Origin of the sequence: Pseudomonas sessilinigenes (assembly GCF_003850565.1) — a bacterium.
Classification (GTDB): Bacteria; Pseudomonadota; Gammaproteobacteria; order Pseudomonadales; family Pseudomonadaceae; genus Aquipseudomonas; species Aquipseudomonas sessilinigenes.
This window is the reverse complement of sequence record NZ_CP027706.1, coordinates 3,393,014-3,413,275: the sequence shown is the minus strand read 5'-3', so window position 1 is coordinate 3,413,275 and position 20,262 is coordinate 3,393,014. Positions and strand designations below refer to the sequence as shown.

The following is a 20,262-nucleotide window of genomic DNA, read 5'->3' as shown; positions in this document are numbered from 1 at the left end:
CATGGGTACTCCCGTAGTCTGGGAAGGCAACATCGGCAATCCGCCGGAACACAAATCCTTCCCCAACGGCAACAACGAGCCGCGGCAATTGCTGCGGTTGAATGTGATGTTCGACAACTCGATCCCCGACGGCGCCGGGGGCTACAAGGACCGCGGTGGTTTTTGGGCGAACGTTGAATGGTGGCATCCCGATGCTGAGCGGTTTGCTCAATTGTTCTGCAAAGGCATGCGAGTCGTCGTCACGGGGCGAGCCATCATGGACACATGGAAGGACAAGGAAACTGGGGAGGATGTTTGGGCACTGAAGGTCGAAGCGAGCCGTGTGGCTATGCTGCCTCACCGGGTTAGCCAGGTGACCATGACGCAATCGAGCAATACCGGCCAGCGGCAAAACACACAGCAAAACAGCAGACCGGAACGCCAGCAGAACCCAGCCCAACAACCAGTACAACACACTGACGACCTGAGCCAATACGGCAATGGGTTTGATGACGATATTCCTGTGTGACCCCCTCCTTAATTTTGGCGCGCCATTCGTGCAGCCTCTGGTGACAAGGACGTTAATCCGTGATTATCCTTCACCGATAAACCTGCCTGTTTCACACTTGCGCCTCCAATAGGGACATTGGAGGCGTTCTTCGTGCAGCCTATGTGGCGGGAGCTTTTCACCGTTATCTCTCGACAGAACATTGGTCCCATGCCTCATAAACGAAACCCCAGCGAACCAGACCTAATGGAGCTCTATCGCAAGCTGTCAAAGGACCAGCAGGCCTTGTTGGCGGACATCCTTGAGGATCGAATTGACGGGAAACTCACAGCCATGGAGTTCGTAGACAAGCTGCGTCAGATCCCTTTGCAGGACAGCTCGGATTGAGTGTTGCGGGCCGCAACACTCCCCCAAGGCCGGAATTACTGAGCGCTTCGGTGCTGGCACTGCCCCCCTTTGGAAAATCCGCCGCGCACTTCGGGAAGTCACTTCGGCAAGAACGGATGAGACGTGACCAGAAGGGGCGCTGCAAGCAGCGCTGCCCAGGAAGGGAGTTAAATTCGCTCCTATTCAAGGACTCTATTCTCGCTAGCAACTTCGGCCTGCTACGTCTAACTTGTGTGCATGTGGAGCGCTTAAATCAAAAAATCGCGCCACATCGCGAACCTACAGCTGGCAAGATCATTCTGTTCGTAGATCGCCAGTCACGACCGAGAGGAAGCTGTGATGACTGACCAGCCTGCCCGAGTCAAAATTGACAGGCGTAAGTTCAACAATCCCCACCCCACTGTTGAAGCCGCTGGAGCAGCAGCCGCGCAGAAAGGGTTCCCTGTCCATGCCTGCCCCTACAAGCACCCTGCCATGCTCAGCTCCTGGTTGAAAGGGTACAAGCGCGCCCAGCAGCTGACATTTGCGTTTAGCTGATCCACAAATTAAGCCCTCCTCAAGAACCCTTTTCACGTTGTGGGCCGTTCACCTGCAGGCAACAGTGCGTCCTGAATACGACTACGGGGACGTACATGAAGCTCATGATCATCGAAGCGCCGGGCAAGCTGAAAAAGCTGGCCCCGATGCTCAAGAAACTACGGCCGGGCGAGCATTGGGAGGTGGTCGCCAGTGGCGGCCACATACGGGATCTTCCCGAGAAGGGACACGACGACACGATGATCACTGCCGGAGTGCTCAAGGACCTACGCCCCGTGTACACGATCAGGGATAAGAGTTCCGGCAGGATCAAGACGATGCGCGAAGCTCTGGCCCGGGCAACAGAAATCTACATCGCAACTGACCCCGATCGGGAAGGTGAAAGTATCGCTTGGCACATCCAGCAGACACTGCGGATCCGCGACTACAAACGCATTGCCTTTAACGAGGTCACCCAATCGAGGGTGAAGGAGGCGCTGGCCAATCCGCGCAAGATTGACGCCCAGCTGGTGGCTTCCCAGGAGTGCCGGCGAGTCCTTGATAGGCTCGTTGGCTATCTGGTGACTGGTGAGCTACGAAGGGTGCTTGGACTGCCCACAACAGCAGGCAGGGTGCAGTCGGTTGCCGTTTACCTGGTGGTGTTGAGGGAGCGCGAGATCCGCGACTTCAAGGTCATTCACCACTTTGGCGTTCGCCTGCAGTTCCAGAACCAAACGACTGGTAGCTCCTGGACGGCTGACTGGGTGACCGTTCCAGACTTCGCCTCCAAGGAACACCCGTATGTGCTGGATGGCACCCTGGCTGCACAGGTCGCCGGGGTCAGGAACGTCATTGTGGAGTCCTGCGAAGACTCCAAGGAACGCCGAGCCCCCTACCCTCCCTACATATCCTCAACCCTTCAACAAGCGGCGAGCGTTGCGTTGAAGTGGGACCCTGACAAGACCATGCAGATCGCTCAGAGACTGTATGAACAGGGCGTGATCACCTACCACAGGACAGACAACCCGAACGTCGGTGACGATGTCATGGGTGACATCCGCGCTGTTGCACAAGCTCTTGGTATACCAGCGGTTGAGAAGCGAAGGGAGTTCAGGGCAGCGGAGGGAGCCCAACTGGGTCACCCCGCGATCGCCCCAACGACCTGGGCGGACGAGGTTGCAGGGGAAGATGATGAGCAGCGTCAGTTGTACAAGCTCATCCGGATCCGAGCTCTGGCAAGTCAGCTCGCAGATGCCATCTATGACGCCAGGATTGTGAAGCTCTTGGCGAAAGGCCCAGATCAACGCCCTCTGCGTTTCAGTGGATCTTGTAGGACTGTTGCTTACCGCGGATGGATGCAGCTTCTGGCGGGAGACGACACGGATGAAGAGGGCGCTGAATCAGCCAACAACGAGATCCCAAAGCTGGAGCCAAAGCAGATCTTGCCGGTGCTGAATGGCGAAGTGCTGAACCAGAAAACCAAGGCACCGCCGCGCTACACGAAAGCCAGCCTGGTCAAGGAGCTCGAGCGTCAGGGCATTGGGCGGCCGGGAACTTTCGCATCGATCATCAAGAACATCACCAGCAGATCCCAAGTGATTGAGGAGGCGCGAAAGCTTGTACCAGGCCCGCTCGGCGAGCAGACCATTGCCCAACTCGAAGGCCGGTTTAGCTTCGTGCAGACCCAGTTCACCAGCAGCATGGAACGGGCCTTGGACAAGATTGCTGACGGCCAGAGTACCTACAACGCCGTGGTTTCCAAGTTTTACGAACACCTGCAGAGGGAACTGTCATCGCTCAAAGACGCTCCTTCACTCCGTATGCAATCAGCACGCTCGAGCGCCTCAACAACGACAGAGCCAGAACATCAGTACCTGTGCGGCAAATGCGGCAAGCACCTGGTCAGACGACAGAAACGAGGTGAAGGCGGGTATGACTTCTGGGCGTGTTCCGGGTACCGGGATACGGGGTGCAAGGTCAGCTACCCATCGGTCAAAGGAAAGCCCGACCTGACTAAGGCCAGAGGGCTCTAGCCAGGAATGCCCAGGCCTTCCGTTATCCATTTCCGCTGTTTGGGTCCAATACGGACTGCGAACCTGCTCGCTCCTCGAGGAGCGAGCCCATGGAAGCACCGCAAGACACCACCCACCCTTTCGAAGCCGACCCAACCTTAAAGTGCTACTCGGCCAAGCAGGTCGCGGTAGCCAGTACCTGGGCCGAGCACTTTTGCATCCCGGCAGCACGACGCCGCCAGTTTTTGCGCGACTACCTGCGCTCTACAAGTTCAACTCGCTGCTGGACGACATCGGTTGTGCACCAGGGGCAAACACTGGTGATCTGTCGACTCGGTAGCATGCTGCAATGGTTCGACGGTAGGTCCATAAAGGCAGCAATCATTACCAAGCAGAGTCGGATCCCGCTGAGTACGCCTTCGAGCCGAGCAGCCCTGGGCTTGGCAGGGCGGCTTGAAAATTTGAGGAGGATAAGCGCCGGTGCTGTTTTGACCTCGTTCTGCAGGAGCGCTCGACATTTGGGGCAGCAGCTTGTCCAGGAGGACCTTGGTGAAACTTTTGCAGGCGTTACGCTGCAGAGCGATGAAGTGAGGGGGCCGCACAGACGTTACACCCGGCCGCGCACGAACTTCTACATGAAGCAGATTGGAAGCTCTATCAAAGCCTTCTGCTCACATCTTGACCCTGCGATTTTGTTTGCGCTTCGATCTGCTCGATGCCCTGATCCCAGGGTCTATAACTGGCTGGCCGCTGGCGATCAGACCAGACGTCTCCAGGCGATCAAAGCTCAACCAGTCTTGATTCCACTGATAGTCATCCTGAGCTACTCCAGCGACGATTTACCCCTGTGGCCAACTCAAGGAGAACTCAAGTACGAAGCCCCACCTTGGCCCACAGTACAAGAGTTGACCCCTGCTCACGGCACAATAACTCCAGGTGCAGAAGCCAACCTCATCGGCGCAGCCGCAGACCAGGGGATATCAATTTCTGATGTTCTGTCCTGGCTATTCAAGGCCCCCAAATCATCAATCCGCTTTCTCGGCACCTGTCGCCCTGGACACATAGGCGGTGCTCTATCGCAGTTGCAGCGTGAGGGTCGCAATGCTGGATGGCATCACCTATTACTCGGCGCGACTGCCGGTAATAGACGGCCCCGGAATCGCTCAGACTGGAAAGTGTTTCTGGATCTTATCCAACAACTGCCTTATGAAATCCTCTTTCATGTAAGTCAGCAGAAGTTAAATCTGAATCTACTATTCAAAGGATGCCCGACCTCCTGGAATGACTCTACTTGGCCCTATGTAATTGCAGGCATCAAGGACTACACCGAGATTTATAGAAATCTCGAACACAAGAAACTGGATGCGAGAAAAAAAGTCAGTGACTTCTTCCTTAGAAGCAATTATGCAGAGATTGCAAATAAGGTTGAATTGTTTCACCAAGACTTACCCAGAATCCGCGCCCAGATTGATAACGCACTGGGAGCCCTGGAAGAAGCCGATGAACTTTTCGAATGGCCCCCATTATTGTTGAGCGGTCCTATCACCTGCCCCAACGGAATTGAAATCATTGAACTTCTCTGTCCAAATGACTTATTTGAAGAAGAACTCAGGATGCGTCATTGCGTGGGAAGTTATGACTACTCCACATACAGGGGAGACTGCCGAATAATTTCTCTACGCCACAACAGCAACTCCCTTGCTACAGCAGAACTACGCATTGATAAAAAGACTACATCCTCATCGAAAAACCCCAGAGTTCTCTGCGCACAATTACGAGCCCACCGTAATGCACCAGTCTCAACTGGTACTCCCGCGAAAACAGCTTTTGACTGGTTTCTCACTCAACTGAATTCAGGAGCAATCACTTCCAATCTGAGCTGGCCGAACCTGACCCGAGGAATGGCTCGATATACACGCTCATCGAGACAAGAGTTGCTGGAGGAAGAGGTCGCAAATTGGGTTGACCGTCACCTGGTGGGCCGCGCATGAGCCGCCCTCGCATGATGAACAGACAGCCCGTACTCATTGAGAAAGCCGTGTTTGACGGCTATGACTTCGGGATTCAGATGCCTTTCATCGAAGGGGCAAACAAGGTGCTACTCCGTCGTGGTGGATTCTTCATCCGCCGTGGCGAGCACCCGCTCAACCGACATTGGAGGATCCCCAAGAACAAACTCAACAGCGAGCTCGACCTGGTGTTCCACGAACTCCTCGAGCTGGGCCAAGACCGGTTCACAGAGTCCTGGCAGAGCTTTCAAGAGAAACTGGAACAGGCTCAAGCATCTCCTCAGCGCGATGCGTTCATCTGGGGCATGCAACTGCGAATTGCGCCGCTGGCTGGAAGGGGAGTCCTGCTGTCAGGTGACTACCATCCCGGCGTCGTGGCCGTGGCCAGGCGAATGCGCGGGGTGTTCCTCGGAAAATCCACGTCCTGGCGCATCGATGCTTCCGCTGAGCTGGTTCGAAGCAACCTCATCCTGGAACTGGGGCTCGCGGAAGAACAAATCGAGCTCCTGGATATCGTTCAGGAGCTTCTGGACGATGGTTCCGTAGCGCCGGCAGAGGGTATGCCGAGGATCAGCCTAGGAGGCCCTCCACAAGAGGCTACGGAGGCTACCAGCACCGAAGAGGTCTCCAATGAGATCTACCTGGCAGCCGTGTCGCCTATCGAGCGCACCGAATACTCTGCGCAGGCGATTTCCAAGGCCCTGGAGGGGTATTCCCTACTCGACCATCAGCCTGTCGGTATTGCTCATCTGCTGCAGCGCACAAGCGCGCTGCTGGCGGACGACATGGGGTTGGGTAAAACCCGCCAAGCGGTGATTGCTGCTCACATCAGGGCCGCAGGCCAACCCATCTTAGTCGTCACCCTTTCGTCATTGCTCATCAACTGGGAACGCGAAATCCACGCCGTATACCCCGCTGCTACGGTCGCGCAGCAGAAGTTCGCCCCTGAGGCGCAGTGGATGATCATTAACTACGAGCGCCTGGGAGACTACGTGACCGTCGCTGAGCGCTATGCCGTGATGGTGATCGATGAGGCCCACCGCCTGAAAGAACCGACCGCGCTATGGACACGTCACGGTTTCGACATTGCAGCAAAGATCCCCAACCGCTACTTGTTGACCGGCACTCCTATCCTCAACAGAGAAACCGAACTGCACACCTTGTTGCGGCTTTCTGGGCACCCGATCGGCCAGTTACCACTCAAGGATTTCTGTGAGCAATTCTCCGGCAGCCCAGAATTTCGCCAGAACCTGCGAGCCCAACTCGGGGACTGGATGCTTCGCCGGCGCAAGGATGTTTTACCCGGTCTGAAAGGTAAGCAACGACAACTCCTGGCGATTGCGATGAGCGATGAGGAGCGGCGCCAATATGATGTCATCCGCCTTGAGGACAAACCGATTTTCGCCCGGCTTGGAGCGCTGCGCTTCTATCTCGAGCAGTTGAAGATCCGCATCGCGATGGATCTGCTCAGCGAGCTGGACCCAGACGACAAGGTCATCCTGTTCTGCGAATTCAAGCCAACCGTAGCCGCGTTGAAAGCACTCTGCGAAGAAGCAGGGATCGGACACGTCACTCTGGTAGGTAGCGACTCAACCGCGAAACGCCAAAAGGCGATCGACCGGTTCCAGCAGGATCCAGACTGTCGCGTGTTCATCTGCACCACATCGGCCGCCGGCACTGGAAACAACCTCACCGCAGCAAACTATGTGTTCTTCCTGGGGCTGCCATGGACTCCTGGTCAACAAGATCAGGCCGAAGACCGGGCCTATCGCAATGGCCAGCTGCGCATGGTCATTGTCAAAATACCGCTGATAGAGGCCAGCATCGACCAACAGTTGTGGGACCTGCTGTTAGCCAAACGTCAAGTAAGCCTTGAGCTGATAGAACCCGAGGGGCAGCAGGAGGCGCTGGCCAAAAAAATGTTAGCAGCCACAATCGGTACTGTTAGTTAGAAAACAGTTGGGGACTCACTTTCAATTTATAGAGGATTATCACCATCACCTCTGATCTGCTTCGGCTGGCCATGAGCCATCTATATCTTCCGGAAATTTTCGCCTAAGCGTAAATAGGTGCTAGATCTCGTTGGACTACTAGAATCCGGAAGTTTGAGAGCAGTGATTAAGATGATGTGCGAGTAAGCGGCATTAACAGCAAGCAATGTAACACCATGATTTTTTTATATTTTATGGTGACTACATGGCAGACCATAAACACTTGCATAAAGCTTATACAGGCTCAAAGACATCATTATGCTAGCACCACTAAACTTCAGCACATATAACAAATAAGTATATCAGAATTATTTCATTTTCTTGCCCTGATGGATTTTTGGTCTACGCTCGACAGCGTCGTTTGGAAGCGACAATTGTTAATTTAATTGAGGAAAAGAAAATGAAAGAAGTTAAGATTGAGCCAACCTTGTTGAACCAATCCAACAGTGCGTACACGAACCCATCTTTCAGCGTAGTGAAAGTTAGAGTGCCGCAGTTCCAGTTCTCCCCTCCTTCTGAAATCAACTCGAAGCTCATTAGCCGACAGGCTGTAAAATCCAATTGACAAACCTTGAGCAGGCGCTTAGCAGCAATTGCTAGGCGCCTCTTTATAACTTTTTTGGTGAGTCATTACCATGGAAACCAATGAAATAAAGAAATGGCTTTCGAGCGATATATTTATATTTTTTAAACAAGGAAAGCCATATCTTTGGGATTTTAGAAACCATCGTCAATTTGAAATATCTACAGAAGACTTTTCGAGGCTGTCTGAATTTGCTGAAGGCTCGAAGATCAAACAAGATAAAGTAGATCAAGCAATAACGGAGGCTGGAATATTAACCGATGGTCCTTCTAATGAGGAGGAGTGGGGTTGGGATTTTTTAGCAAGGATCTATCACATTGGTACATCACACCCAAACGCGCCATCCCCCTATGAACCTTCTCAACATATTGAATACGCTAAAAGCTATTTGGATTTTTGCCAATCAATCCACGCCTCCTCTCCGCAGGTTTTAATAAAAAAAGGAGGAACAAAAAATTTATTACCAACTCCAAACTATCAAGAATTAATCAATGCAAGTCTATGGCACACTCTAGTTAAAAGGCAAACTTGTCGAGACTTTTATGATGAAACCATTTCAATTGAATCACTTTCAACAATACTTGGAGGCACACTCGGAGCAGTAGATCGAGGGCATTACGATTCACCTGTAGGTGTGCAACGTTTTGGATATAGACGTACTTCACCTTCAGCTGGAGGACTCCAAGCTACTGAAGGTTATGTATGGGTGAGAAAAGTCAAAGATATCACTCCAGGCATTTATCACTATGTTAATGACGAACATTATTTAGAAGAGATATCCCCCCTACCTATTGATCCGTTATCCACGCTTTTATGCAACCAGCACTGGTGCGATGACTTAGCTTTCGCCATATTTTTTGTAGCAAAATTTGACGTAATGTGGTGGAAGTACCCTCACTCTAGAGCTTATCGCCCTATGCTCATGGACATAGGACATCTATCTCAAACTTTTCAGCTACTAGCAACAGCCTTAGGGCTGCAAACATGGTTGACCGGTTATTTTCACGACAAAGAAATCAATAACCTACTTAAATTAACTGAACCGAAGGAACAAGTAATCTTTGTTGTTGGGGCTGGGCACGGTAGTGGCAGTGGTTATGATCGAACTGTTAGAAGGTTACTCGATGAAAACAGCTGAGCTAATTCAAAAAGGAATTTACAATAAGGCTGGATTAAGAATCCTAAGCATGAAGGAAGGCCATGATGGGAGCATAGCTTTAATTAGTAATGGAAAATTGGAATTTGCTTTAGAGGCAGAAAAAGATAATGGATACCGGTATGGCTGGGCCTCCCCTAGTACTTTTATTAAAGCATTAGAACTTTGCGATGAAACTCCAGATGTGATCGCTATGAGTGGCTGGAGTAAAGGAGCTAGCCCTGACGGGAGCCCAATCGGAGCTGGGTACTCTGGACTTGGTAACCAACAAATAACAACCCAAAAATCGCTGGGTAAAGAAATAACTTTTTTTTCCTCTTCCCATGAACGTTCACATCTATTATGCGCATATGGTATGTCCCCATTCCCCCAGGGGCAACCATGTTATGCTCTATTATGGGAGGGTCATTTTGGCTCATTTTATTATATTGACGAAAATATCAAAATCACCAAGCTTGGCAAAGTCTTAGACCACCCAGGAAATAGATTCGCATTTCTTTATGCGATTGCCGATCCACAGTTCAACCTTGGAGCAGGCCAAATACGGCTGAGCGATGCCGGGAAACTTATGGCTCTAACTGCATACAGCTCTAAAGGGCCTATCGACCCTGAAGGCCAACAGATTATAAATACGCTCTTGGATGGATCATTAAACTTTTCATGCATTAAAAAAGATAAATTCAAAGACAGCCCCTACTATAACATCGGAGTCGATAGCCCACGCTTTGCAACTCTCGTCGCACACTTTTCAAATGCGCTATATGAGATATTCTTTTCCTTCGTGAGAAAAAACGTAAGAAGCAGCGCTCCTCTACTTATCTCTGGCGGGTGCGGCCTTAATTGTGACTGGAATACAAAGTGGATAGAGAGTAAATTATTTTCAGACGTCTTTATCCCCCCCTGCACTAATGACAGCGGTTCGGCGATAGGTACAGCTATCGACGCCCAATTCTTCTTTAGCGGAAATGCAAAAATAAAGTGGTCTCCCTATTCAGGAGAAAATCCTCTGCGGGACATTACAAAAGTGGAAGGTTTCACTCGGGAGGCTTATAACGCTTCTCGCTTAGCCTCTTTACTCAGTAAAGGGTCAATATTTGGTTGGATTCAAGGACGCTATGAATTAGGCCCCCGAGCTCTTGGCAACCGATCACTTATTGCAGCTCCATACCCTAGGGATAACTTGGATAGACTTAATGCAATAAAGCTGAGAGAGAAATTCAGACCCATCGCCCCTGTCTGCTGTGAAGATGATATGCAAAAATATTTCAGCCCAGCATCACCTTCTCCTTACATGCTTGAATTTAGGAAAGTAATTTCTCCTGAAATTCCAGCTGTTACTCATGCAGACAGTTCAGCCAGACCTCAATCTGTATCACATCATCAAAACCCAATGATGTATGAGCTTTTAAAATCCTTTAAGGAACAGACAGGCATAGCTGTACTATGTAACACGTCGCTTAATTTCAACGGCTATGGATTTATAAATAGCCTTTCAGACCTGAGAGCCTTTGCAATACAAAATGAACTAGATGGGTTCGTATTCGAGAGCGATATTTATCTGAAGACAGAAGCATAAATATGAACAACATGAGAGCACTCCTAACCATAAATGCCCTTTCCTCTCTCTCTCTCTGGATTGATTTCTTCCTTATTTTTTTGGTCCCTATTTATTTATGGAACTCTCAACCATATGAAATAGCAACTCTCGCTTTTTCATTAGGTTCAGCCTCGTTATTTTTAGGACCTATAGCCGGTGTTATTCTTGATCGCATACATATTAAGACCAGCTTGCTTGCAGGAATTTCTTTACGATTCGTCACTACATTAGGTTTTTTTCTAGCACCTAGTTTCGAATGGTTTTTAATAATGGCCATACTCAAAGGCCTTTCTAACATGTTATATTTTCCAACGATTTCAATATCAATAAAACAATTGATCTCAGCAGACTCTAGAACGGATTTCTTTAGTTATTCAAGCCTACTTGACCAGATCACTAAAATCTCCACCCCACTTTTAGCTGGGGTCCTCACACTTTGGCTTCCAACGCAATCAATTTTTTTGGTTTCAGCTGTACTACTACTCACGACCATACCTTTTCTTAAACACATATGGTCCAGATTAGAGCCAGCTCCAGCAAACGACAAGCTTACTATTAAAGCTGTTTTCATTGACCTTTCAGAGGGAGCTAAGATATTTCGCTCTTTAGATTTCCAGTTAAAAATAGGTTTTTTCTACTCGTTACTGACATCACTTGCTCTAGCTTGCTATGACCCTCATCTTGCATCACTCATAACATCTCTTCAATTCCCAGCTGTTGTGTTTTCTTTGGTAGTATCTTCGACAGCAGCTGGAGCTGTATTCGCGGCCATCGGGGTTAAGATAAAACTTATAAAGCTTAATGAAATAAAGCTTCGAACCCTTGGCCTAACCCTTTTTAGCCTAGCTATTTTAGCAGCATGTATTACCTTATACTTCGCCCCTGTCATTCACCCTTCTTATCTAATAATTTTTTGGTTTGTGAATGGATTCGGTTACGAATTGTTGATGATATCGTCCAATGTCATACTCCAAAATCTTTGCCCCGCAGCTAAACTAGGAAGAATATCAGCATCATTCAGAAGCCTTCAGATGCTCTGCATTGTGCTAGGCCCCGCTTTAGGGAGCTTACTTATTTCATCATTCAGCCGAGCATCTCCTTTTATCTTAGCATCCGCATTAATGGTATTCGCAACAATAATAGCCATCTATTTTCAACACTTCTCAAAGCGTCTCGAAAACACAGAGTCTCAAACAACTTAATTAAATATTGAGCTTTTTATCTCAGACATACCGAATGTGGTCCTGATCATCCCCAGGCGCATTGAATTGACTCAGAAACTAATAATCCTGAGTCACCTAAGTTCTCATGGAGACTGTCTTCCAAAGCCACTCGACCTAGCTCTAAAAAATCACAGCCCACTCCATAAATCATTTCCTACTGCGCCATAGTTTTTCGACTGTCATCGTGGCCCCCATCATTAAAGGGGGTCTAAATGATCAGGCAGTTGACCACTCTCTCGCTTGTCGCACTCATCGCAGGCTGTGCGAGCCAAAAGGCTGAATCACCCAAGCCGACATCCGCGTTCGATAGCAGTCGCAATCCTGAGTGGCTGTCTCCGGACCTGTATCCCAATGGTGCTGTTCCAGCGAAAGAACCCGTTGTTCGGTACGGCCGCTACACCCTGGTCAGTACCGAACCTGGTTCCAGCCAACGGGACCTCATGGCCCAGATCATCGACGTGACTATCCCCTCAGGGATGAGCCCAAGCATTCGAGATGCCATGCTCTACGTCGTGGACCGGTCGGGTTACACGCTCTGCTCACCGAGCACGCCTCACGTCGACATCCTGTACACCCGCCCTCTTCCAGCGGCCCAGTACAAGCTTGGGCCTATGACCTTGCGCAATACGCTGCAGGTTCTGGCCGGCCCTGCCTGGCAGGTTAAAGTCGATGAGGTGAATCGGCAGGTCTGCTTTGTACTGCGCCCGGGATACCAGCTACCAGATCCGGTCGCCTCATCTGCGCAGCTCTATGCCGCTAAGTCGCCAACCACACTGCCCCCGGCGCCTCCATCTGCTGACAAGGCCAGTGCCGTTGTTGTAACCGCCGTGCCTTCCGCCTCGGCAATCACAGCTGTAACGCCAACGGATGTGCAGGGATCATCCGCCACCACCCAAACGCTTTCCCCAGTGGTATCCGCCAAGGACGGCCCTACTATCCCTAAAGCGGTGCCCAGCGCGGCTCCGAGCTCCAGTGCTGCACCAGTTACATCACTCGCCAGTTCCTCTGCAGAGGCTTCGAAGAAGGCCGCCCCTGCAGTTACCACTGCGCCTCAACAGTCCCCCATCCCAAAGCCGGCACCCGTGCCAGCGAAGCCTCTGCCGGAGATCTGGACGGCCAGTACCGGATCAACTCTTCGCCAGAGCGTTGAGGCCTGGGCACAGAAGGCCAACTGGACGTTGCTGTGGGAGCCGGAGGACCTGGACTACCCCATTGCTGCTCCATTGCGCTTTGAAGGCTCGTTCGAAGAAGCAATCAAGCAGGTGTTCCCCCTCTACGACAAAGCGCCGCGCTCATTCGTAGTCGATGGCAGCGCTGCACAGCGGCTCATACATATCGCTGAGAGAAAGAAAAAATGACTCCATTGTTCCGGTTTCGCTGGGCCGCGGTCCTTGTGACCTTACCCCTGATCAGCAGCTGCGCCGTGCAGCGCGTGAACGACTCCGCGAGTCGCGCAGAGAACGAGGCGTCAACCGCTCGCCAGTACAACGGCTACCTCCAAAACCAGCAGCCCGAGCCCGCTCGAGATACCGTCATTTTCAGTGAAAAACCCTGGGTGTCGACCCAACCACTGGTGACCAAGCGTGGTCTCCCTCTGAATCTCGACAGGGACATTGCCTATCGACCGGCTTCGGCGGTTTCTCTCTCTGAAGTCGCTCAGTTCATCACGCGAGAAACCGGCCTGCCGGTGGTTGTCGCACCCGATGCACTAAACCCATCCATCTTGTCCTCCCGCCCCGGCAACAGCGGCGCCGCTGCGGCTCCTCCTGCCGTCAACATGAGCAATCCGGATAACTTGGCTGCGCTGATGCCTACCGGGCTGGCAGGCAGCCTTCCTAGCGGCGCAAGAAGCTTGGAGAGTGAGTTGCTATCGGGTACACCTGGCCTGATCAGTGGAATCAAGTTCTCCGGCCTAGTCTCAGCACTGTTGAACCAGGTCACGTCTCGCTTGGGCCTTTCCTGGCACTACGACCCCCAGCTGCAGGGGGCTCGAATCACCTACTTCGACACCAGGACCTTCGACGTCTGGGCCTTTGGTGACGACCAGGTCATCGAAAGTGTCGTCAAGTCCGGGTTGATCACCTCGACAGGGAGTGGGTCTAACGGATCCAGTGGCACTTCGTCTGGCACTGGAGCATCGGGAGACTCCGGCAGTAATCAAAGCACAACGGTTCAGATCAAGACATCGCTGCTCAGCGACATCGAGAACAACATCAAAGCCATGCTCAGCACCCAGCCTGCTGGGCGGATTTTCCTCTCGCGCTCGACTGGTACGCTGACCGTAAGTGACCGTCCTGAGGTCCTCAACCGCATCGCAAGCTACCTGCAGAGTACAAACCGAAACATCACCAGGCAGGTGCTGTTCAACGTCAAGATCTTCGAAGTCAACTTCACCGATCGCGACCAGACCGCTGTCAACTGGAAAGCCGTCTACAAGTCGGTCTCAGGAAAGTGGGGGCTCTCTCTCGCCAATAAGGTCGCCGGTATCAGTACCGATGCCATCTCCGGCTCTGTAAGTATCCTCGACACGTCCAGTTCGCCTTGGGCCGGCTCCAGCGCCGTAATCCAGGCCCTTTCAGAACAGGGCCGGATCTCGGACGTTCGCTCGCCTTCCATCACCACCCTGAATCTACAGCCGGCGCCTATCCAAATTGGCAACGTAAAAAGTTACGTGGCCTCCAGCTCTACCACCACCACGGCATCGGTCGGATCCAGCACCTCTCTCACGCCTGCAACAATCACCAGTGGCTTCAACATGATGCTGCTGCCGAAGATCATCGACCGAGACAACATGTTGCTGATGATCAGCATCAGCATGAGCAGCAAGCCAACGTTCACGACGTTCACCAGCAATGGTTCCAGTGTCCAAACTGCTGACTTCGACACCAAGAACGCAGCGCCCAAGGTCCTACTGCGCTCAGGTCAGACGCTGGTTCTCACAGGCTTCGAAGAGAACACCGAGAACGCCAACAAAACAGGGGTTGGTGATGCAAGTTTCTTCGGCCTGGGTGGCAGCCGCACACGCAGTAGCGATCATTCGGCTCTCGTTGTCCTGGTGACACCTGTGGTGCTGCCTGACGACTTAGGCGCCAGTACCCAAAGCCAGCCTTCACCGGTTCCTGTCACAGCTCAGGCTATCAATACCGTCCCCTCAACCTTCTGCAGGCCTCCTATGCGTGCCTGCCATACGTTGTAAGGGCCTGATCATGAGCTCAGAAGCCCCTGCGCCGAAGACAACCAGATCCCGAGTACAGCTGCTGTCACACGGCGGCTACACATTCGTGACCGGACTCCGCTGGCAGCCGCTAGATAGTGTCACCGGCTACATGAAAGAAGCCCGGCAATTCGGCAAGGAAAACCAGCTCGACATCGTCACCATTCGACGATCTACGCGGACTATCCAAGCGGGTTTCGTCTCCCGAAACGATGGTGTGACGAAAGGAATGTACTCACTGGCCTCCACCTTGGCAGGCCAGCTGGGCGAGTCATGGGTAGCAGCCTGGCGTGTGTCAGATGAGGATGATCGCTTCGCTGTCGTCGCGGTGCATGACGGAGGCGTCATCCCGGGTTGCGACGTCATGGGTACTGAGGCGGAAGTTCGCAAGCGAGTCTCTCAGCAACGCAGTCGTGGCATTGAGTTCGAAGCCTGGTATCTGCCAACAGAGTTCGGCATGGGTGGTACTCCTCTAGACGTCGAGGAGTTACTACACCCCTCAAAGCTCAAGCGCGAGTATCGCCTCAGGCCACTGGTGTTCGGCCTCTCCAAAGCAGAGATAGTGCAACTGAGCATTATCGGCCTGCTGATCGGCGGGGCCTTCATCGGCTGGTTGCAGTGGAATGCTCACAAGCAAAGGATCGCTCAAGAAGCACTGATCGAAGCAGAGAAGCGTCGTCTGGCAGATCTGGAGAAACTCCAAGCCGAGACTGGGACGCAACAGCCAGCTCAGGCCCTCGATCACCCTTGGGCAACACTGCCGTCCGTCACAACGTTCATCCAGGGTTGCAGCGAAGTGCTGTACCAACTGCCGCTGAACATCTCCGGCTGGTCCTTCGCTGATGCCCAGTGCGATGGGAATCAAGTCCTAGCATCTTACAAACGGACGGGTAACAGCACCGCTGCAGAACTCATCAATGCGAGCAAAGGATATTTCTCTGATCACCCCGCGTTCTTTGATGAAGGTAACTCAACCACCCTTCAGTTCAGCCTTTCACTGCCGGCTGCAGGCGATGAGCCTCTGATCGACGCCATAGACGCGCTTGCAGACCTCTCAACCTGGCTGCATCGCTTCTCACAAGAACCCAAGCTTAAAGAAGTGCCTGTCGTTGTGCCTCAACAACCGACGCTTCCAGGGCAGCCTGCTCCCCCTCCTCCACCACCTCCGCAGTGGAAGCAATTTCAGCTTGATGTTGTGAGCGGCGTTCTTCCATACGACGCACTCGGAGATGCGCCCAGCCAGGGGCTACGGCTGCGCGAAATCAAGACCGAATACAAAGCTGGCCACCTCATATGGTCTGTCAAAGGAGATCTCTATGCGAAATGACTCATGGCTACTTGGCTTGCTTGCCCTGGCCAGCTCTTACGCGACCGCATCTCCACCCGATCTCTCTGGGATCAACGTGGGTGAACTCGGCAAGGTACAAAGCGAAACGATTCTGTACAGAGCCCAGGCCGAGCGTGCCAAAGCTGAAAGAGATATCGGCGCAGCTGTGACCACCTCGTCTACTGCAGTAGGTGGGCTTGAAGGGCTGACATCGCAGCCAACGCCAATACTTCGCGAGCCCGGCGAGCCAGCTCTACCAGTCGTTCGGACCATTTCCGGATCGTCCAAGAAGCTGCAGGCAACGTTGCTATTTGCTGGAGGCATTGAGCTCGATACTACGGCCGGCAGGGAAATCCCTGGTGGGTACCGGGTGGTCCAAGTCTCCCTGGATGGAGTAACCGTAGAGCGCAAAGGAAAGCGCTACCAGTTGGGCTTCTCCAACCAAGCTCCAACAGGTGTGTCCGCGGTCCCGACAGCACTACCTGGCCAGGCCATACCTCAGTGGGAGCAGCGTCCATGACGATCTTAGAAAGCCCACCACTGACGAGTTCGATATCGGCCTCCTCCGAGTTCTCTGGTCTTGTGCTAACCGCGGAGGGAGAACGCTTCGAGCTCAAACCCGACCAGCGACAGATCTGCGCCCTGACCGAAGACGGAACACTGCATATTTCAGCGCAGCACCAGGCCGACCCGCATGTCATGGCCTTCATGGATAAGCTCGAGCATGAGCAGTTCGAGTACGTGATCAAGCCTTGCTCGATGACCGATATCAAGTCGATCTATCAAGCATCAAGCCAGACCATCGGCTCAGATCAAGTCGATACTGTCCGCCAAGCGCATGCACTAAGGATCTTGGCGGACGCACACAAGCGAGGAGCAAGCGACATCCACATCGTGGTCGGATATGAGATCACCAAGATCTTTTATCGTATCCACGGCTTGCTGTGGGAGGCAGCCCAGGAAAAAAGCGGCGTGGGACTGGAGCTGTGTTCTGCGCTGTACAACAGCATGTGCGACGTCACCAAAGATCACTTTCAGCCGACCATCCCACAAGATGCCCGTGTTGCCCGCAGCTTTGTAGAAACCCTCGGTTTATTTGGTGCTCGCCTTTCGACCCGGCCGTTAGTCGATGGACCGCTGATGGTGATGCGTCTGCTCTACGACGATGAGTCGAAGGCATCGCTTGAGGATCTCGGTTTTCTACCTGAACAGATTGCTCAGTATGCACGCCTGCGCAGCCTCCCCTACGGCGTCAATCTGATCACCGGCCCTACCGGATCCGGTAAATCGAAGTCGCTGCAGATCAACCTGAATCTCCTCTTCGAAGAAACCGAGGGCACGCGCCACATCCTCACGATCGAGGACCCTCCCGAATACCCACTCAAAGCCAACCAGTCCCCGCTGGGACCTAGTGAAAGCTGGCAAGCAGGGATCAAAAACTCGGTACGGCTTGATCCAGACGTGCTCATGTACGGTGAGATTCGTGATCTCGAGTCCGCACAAGCCGCTTACAGTGGCGGAATGACTGGCCACCTGGTCTGGAGCACGCTGCATACCAACAACGCCGTTGCGTCACTCCAGCGCCTTATCGACATGGGTGTACCAGATTACCTGGTGACCGATCCAGCGCTGACAACGGGGCTCATCAATCAGTCGCTTCTCCCTATGCTGTGCCAGTCCTGCTGCGTGCCCCTGCGAGATCATCTCGATAGCGTAAGCCAAGGCTTACTTGAACGACTGGAGCAACTCCAGATCATCGACCAGGTGAACCTGGTCGGCCCAGGGTGTCCTGATTGCAAAAATCTAGGGGTGGCAGGCCGCACCGTAGTGGCCGAGATCCTTATGACAGACCTGCTTTTCATGAAGATCTTCTCCGAGAAGGGAGCGAGTGCTGCTCGCCGGCACTGGGTCAAGGAGATGGGCGGCATCACCAAGATCGATCACGCCATTAGAAAGATCAAGGCCGGCACAGTGGATCCGCGACATGCTGAAACACTGATTGGCCCACTGGACTTTGACCGCCAGTTGGTGGAGCTCAGCCATGCTTGATCAACTACAGGATCTAAGCGCTGGTCTCAAAGAGGCCACACGCGACTGGGTGGCCAGGTTCTACGCTGCCCAGTTTGGAAAAAAGGAGCGTATTCAGTTCTACGAGAGCCTGATGGGCGTGCTCGAGGACGGTATTTCGATCGAGGTAGCACTTGAAACAGTGCAAAAGGCCTTCAGCAATGACGGTAAAGAACTGCATCCAGTTTCAATCGTTTGCTCCGAGATCGCGATGTCCGTTCGTGGAGGGAAGTCCCTGGCCCAATCCTGCCGGCGCCGGCTGCCTTACGAGGAAGTCTCGCTCATTGAGACCGGTGAGGAGACCGGCAAGCTGGTTCAGGCATTCCGGGACTGTGTGCGGATTATCGAGATACGTCAGCGAATTGCCCGACTCATACAGTCGGTGGTTGCTATGCCTTCTTTGACCTGGAGTCTGATGTGGGCACTGCTTTACGTGATTGCACTATGGATGGTGCCGTCGATGACGAAACGCTCAGACCCAGATGCCTGGACCGGAGTACCAGCGCTTCTCTACCACCTTTCAAATCTGGTGAGCCATTACGGCTTCTTCATCCTGGGTTCGGTGGTGATCGTCATTCTCACTGCGACCCTGACACTGCCTGTCTTTTGCGGCCTTGCGCTCGAGCCAACCAGTCCTACTTGGAAGATTCAGTTGAGCAGGATCTTGCAGAAAGCGCGGCTGAACCTGGAGTCGGCACCGCCATGGAGCATCTACAAAGTCCTTCATGGGTCGATCTTTCTGATGAACATGTCAGTGATGCTGCGCAGCGGCATCAACCAGCTCGACGCTCTGACCATCCTCAAGCGGGGGGCTCCCCCATGGCTACGAGAGCGCTTAGACGCCATTCACTACGGTGTTCGCTCCGGCAAGAACTTCGGTCAAGCGCTGAAACTTGCTGGTCATAAATTTCCTGACGCTATGGCCATTCATTACCTGGAAGTGCTGGCCGTGCGCAAAGGCTTTGCCGAATCCATGGAGCGTTTCGCATCCCGCTGGCTTGAGCAGACCCTTCGAAAGGTTGAGGCAACCTCCAAGTTCCTTATCGCATTTTCATCGGTATGCATGGGCGTTTTGATGATCCTGGTCGTAGTCGGGATCTTCCAGATGGCCCGTGGCGTAATGGACTCAGCAAATTTCTAAGCAGTCAAAAAGGTAAATGACATGGCTATTCGTTCCCCGAAAAAACAAGGCGGTTTTCTTTCGATTGACGGCGTTTTCTGGCTCATGCTGATCGCCGTTGCACTCGGCTTCATTCTCGTAATCGCCTGGGCAATGCTCGGCAACTCAGACACAGCGATCGAGCAGAGCAACATCAGCACCATGGTCGCGAACACTAAAAAACTCAAAGGCTCAGCCGGCTACGGGACGTCCGGAGCCAATATGGTTCCATCCCTCATCAACCTCGAGGGCACCGGTACCATGGGCAAGAATGGCAATACCCTGGTCAACCAGTGGAACGGATCTGTGACCGTCGTGAGCAATGGCATGACCTTCACCATCACCGAATCCAACCTGCCGAAGAGCGCTTGCATCGTGCTTGCCACAAAGGTCGCAAAAGACCAGAAGACCACGACGGCAATCAACGGAGGCTCTGCCACTACCGGTGAGATCCTCGGGATGACAGCTTCAACGAGCTGCTCGAGCGACACCAATACCATTGCCTGGACCTTCTTCTAATCAAGGTGAAGGACC

At 52.8% G+C, this 20,262-nt stretch carries 15 protein-coding genes; all 15 read left to right on the top strand.

The features are described from left to right. Position 1: 1 nt before the first annotated feature. The 15 genes from C4K39_RS15665 (at position 2) to C4K39_RS15595 (ending at position 20,247) form a co-directional block, all read left to right on the top strand. Positions 2–508 (top strand): single-stranded DNA-binding protein, encoded by a 507-nt coding sequence (locus C4K39_RS15665; protein WP_124346924.1) that lies wholly within the window; start codon positions 2–4, stop codon positions 506–508. Positions 509–1,213: 705 nt separating this feature from the next. After that, a complete protein-coding gene (locus C4K39_RS15660; RefSeq protein ID WP_041774418.1) occupies positions 1,214–1,411 on the top strand; it encodes a CrpP family ICE-associated protein in 198 nt (65 codons plus the stop codon). 95 nt (positions 1,412–1,506) lie between these two features. After that, complete coding sequence (gene topA, locus C4K39_RS15655; protein ID WP_124346923.1) at positions 1,507–3,423, top strand: type I DNA topoisomerase; 1,917 nt, start codon at positions 1,507–1,509, stop codon at positions 3,421–3,423. An 89-nt stretch (positions 3,424–3,512) separates the two neighbouring features. Continuing rightward, positions 3,513–5,393 carry a PcfJ domain-containing protein gene (locus C4K39_RS15650; RefSeq protein WP_124346922.1) on the top strand — a complete coding sequence of 627 codons (1,881 nt, stop codon included), beginning with the start codon at positions 3,513–3,515 and terminating at the stop codon, positions 5,391–5,393. Next, on the top strand, positions 5,390–7,363 hold the full coding sequence (locus tag C4K39_RS15645; protein ID WP_124346921.1) for a DEAD/DEAH box helicase: 1,974 nt from the start codon (positions 5,390–5,392) through the stop codon (positions 7,361–7,363). Before C4K39_RS15650 ends, C4K39_RS15645 begins: the two co-directional genes overlap by 4 nt. A 674-nt stretch (positions 7,364–8,037) precedes the next feature. Continuing rightward, positions 8,038–9,123 carry a SagB/ThcOx family dehydrogenase gene (locus C4K39_RS15640; protein WP_124346920.1) on the top strand — a complete coding sequence of 362 codons (1,086 nt, stop codon included), beginning with the start codon at positions 8,038–8,040 and terminating at the stop codon, positions 9,121–9,123. Beyond that, entirely contained in the window at positions 9,083–10,717 is a 1,635-nt protein-coding gene (locus tag C4K39_RS15635; protein ID WP_217884145.1) for a carbamoyltransferase C-terminal domain-containing protein, read from the top strand. Before C4K39_RS15640 ends, C4K39_RS15635 begins: the two co-directional genes overlap by 41 nt. A 2-nt stretch (positions 10,718–10,719) precedes the next feature. Continuing rightward, positions 10,720–11,940, top strand: coding sequence for an MFS transporter (locus C4K39_RS15630; RefSeq protein ID WP_124346919.1), 1,221 nt, complete (start codon positions 10,720–10,722; stop codon positions 11,938–11,940). 233 nt (positions 11,941–12,173) lie between these two features. Further along, positions 12,174–13,319, top strand: coding sequence for a PFGI-1 class ICE element type IV pilus protein PilL2 (gene pilL2, locus C4K39_RS15625; protein WP_124346918.1), 1,146 nt, complete (start codon positions 12,174–12,176; stop codon positions 13,317–13,319). Further along, positions 13,316–15,157, top strand: a complete 1,842-nt coding sequence (gene pilN, locus C4K39_RS15620; RefSeq protein ID WP_124346917.1) for a PilN family type IVB pilus formation outer membrane protein — start codon at positions 13,316–13,318, stop codon at positions 15,155–15,157. Before pilL2 ends, pilN begins: the two co-directional genes overlap by 4 nt. A 10-nt stretch (positions 15,158–15,167) precedes the next feature. Further along, a complete protein-coding gene (gene pilO2, locus C4K39_RS15615; protein ID WP_124346916.1) occupies positions 15,168–16,502 on the top strand; it encodes a type 4b pilus protein PilO2 in 1,335 nt (444 codons plus the stop codon). After that, complete coding sequence (pilP, locus tag C4K39_RS32045; protein WP_124346915.1) at positions 16,405–17,022, top strand: type IV pilus biogenesis protein PilP; 618 nt, start codon at positions 16,405–16,407, stop codon at positions 17,020–17,022. The genes pilO2 and pilP overlap by 98 nt, the downstream gene beginning before the upstream one ends. Further along, entirely contained in the window at positions 17,019–18,551 is a 1,533-nt protein-coding gene (locus C4K39_RS15605; RefSeq protein WP_124346914.1) for a GspE/PulE family protein, read from the top strand. The genes pilP and C4K39_RS15605 overlap by 4 nt, the downstream gene beginning before the upstream one ends. Then, on the top strand, positions 18,544–19,710 hold the full coding sequence (locus tag C4K39_RS15600) for a type II secretion system F family protein (protein WP_124346913.1): 1,167 nt from the start codon (positions 18,544–18,546) through the stop codon (positions 19,708–19,710). The genes C4K39_RS15605 and C4K39_RS15600 overlap by 8 nt, the downstream gene beginning before the upstream one ends. 21 nt (positions 19,711–19,731) lie before the next feature. Continuing rightward, on the top strand, positions 19,732–20,247 hold the full coding sequence (locus C4K39_RS15595; protein WP_085597439.1) for a type 4 pilus major pilin: 516 nt from the start codon (positions 19,732–19,734) through the stop codon (positions 20,245–20,247). Positions 20,248–20,262: the final 15 nt, after the last annotated feature.

What these genes read in the sequence shown, in the direction of transcription:
- C4K39_RS15635 (WP_217884145.1), top strand. Translation starts at nt 9,083, where the DNA reads ATGATCGAACTGTTAGAAGGTTACTCGATGAAAACAGCTGAGCTAATT.
- C4K39_RS15650 (WP_124346922.1), top strand. Translation starts at nt 3,513, where the DNA reads ATGGAAGCACCGCAAGACACCACCCACCCTTTCGAAGCCGACCCAACC.
- pilP (WP_124346915.1), top strand. Translation starts at nt 16,405, where the DNA reads ATGCGCCCAGCCAGGGGCTACGGCTGCGCGAAATCAAGACCGAATACA.
- C4K39_RS15660 (WP_041774418.1), top strand. Translation starts at nt 1,214, where the DNA reads ATGACTGACCAGCCTGCCCGAGTCAAAATTGACAGGCGTAAGTTCAAC.
- topA (WP_124346923.1), top strand. Translation starts at nt 1,507, where the DNA reads ATGAAGCTCATGATCATCGAAGCGCCGGGCAAGCTGAAAAAGCTGGCC.
- C4K39_RS15645 (WP_124346921.1), top strand. Translation starts at nt 5,390, where the DNA reads ATGAGCCGCCCTCGCATGATGAACAGACAGCCCGTACTCATTGAGAAA.
- C4K39_RS15600 (WP_124346913.1), top strand. Translation starts at nt 18,544, where the DNA reads ATGCTTGATCAACTACAGGATCTAAGCGCTGGTCTCAAAGAGGCCACA.
- pilL2 (WP_124346918.1), top strand. Translation starts at nt 12,174, where the DNA reads ATGATCAGGCAGTTGACCACTCTCTCGCTTGTCGCACTCATCGCAGGC.
- C4K39_RS15640 (WP_124346920.1), top strand. Translation starts at nt 8,038, where the DNA reads ATGGAAACCAATGAAATAAAGAAATGGCTTTCGAGCGATATATTTATA.
- C4K39_RS15595 (WP_085597439.1), top strand. Translation starts at nt 19,732, where the DNA reads ATGGCTATTCGTTCCCCGAAAAAACAAGGCGGTTTTCTTTCGATTGAC.
- C4K39_RS15605 (WP_124346914.1), top strand. Translation starts at nt 17,019, where the DNA reads ATGACGATCTTAGAAAGCCCACCACTGACGAGTTCGATATCGGCCTCC.
- C4K39_RS15665 (WP_124346924.1), top strand. Translation starts at nt 2, where the DNA reads ATGGGTACTCCCGTAGTCTGGGAAGGCAACATCGGCAATCCGCCGGAA.
- pilN (WP_124346917.1), top strand. Translation starts at nt 13,316, where the DNA reads ATGACTCCATTGTTCCGGTTTCGCTGGGCCGCGGTCCTTGTGACCTTA.
- pilO2 (WP_124346916.1), top strand. Translation starts at nt 15,168, where the DNA reads ATGAGCTCAGAAGCCCCTGCGCCGAAGACAACCAGATCCCGAGTACAG.
- C4K39_RS15630 (WP_124346919.1), top strand. Translation starts at nt 10,720, where the DNA reads ATGAACAACATGAGAGCACTCCTAACCATAAATGCCCTTTCCTCTCTC.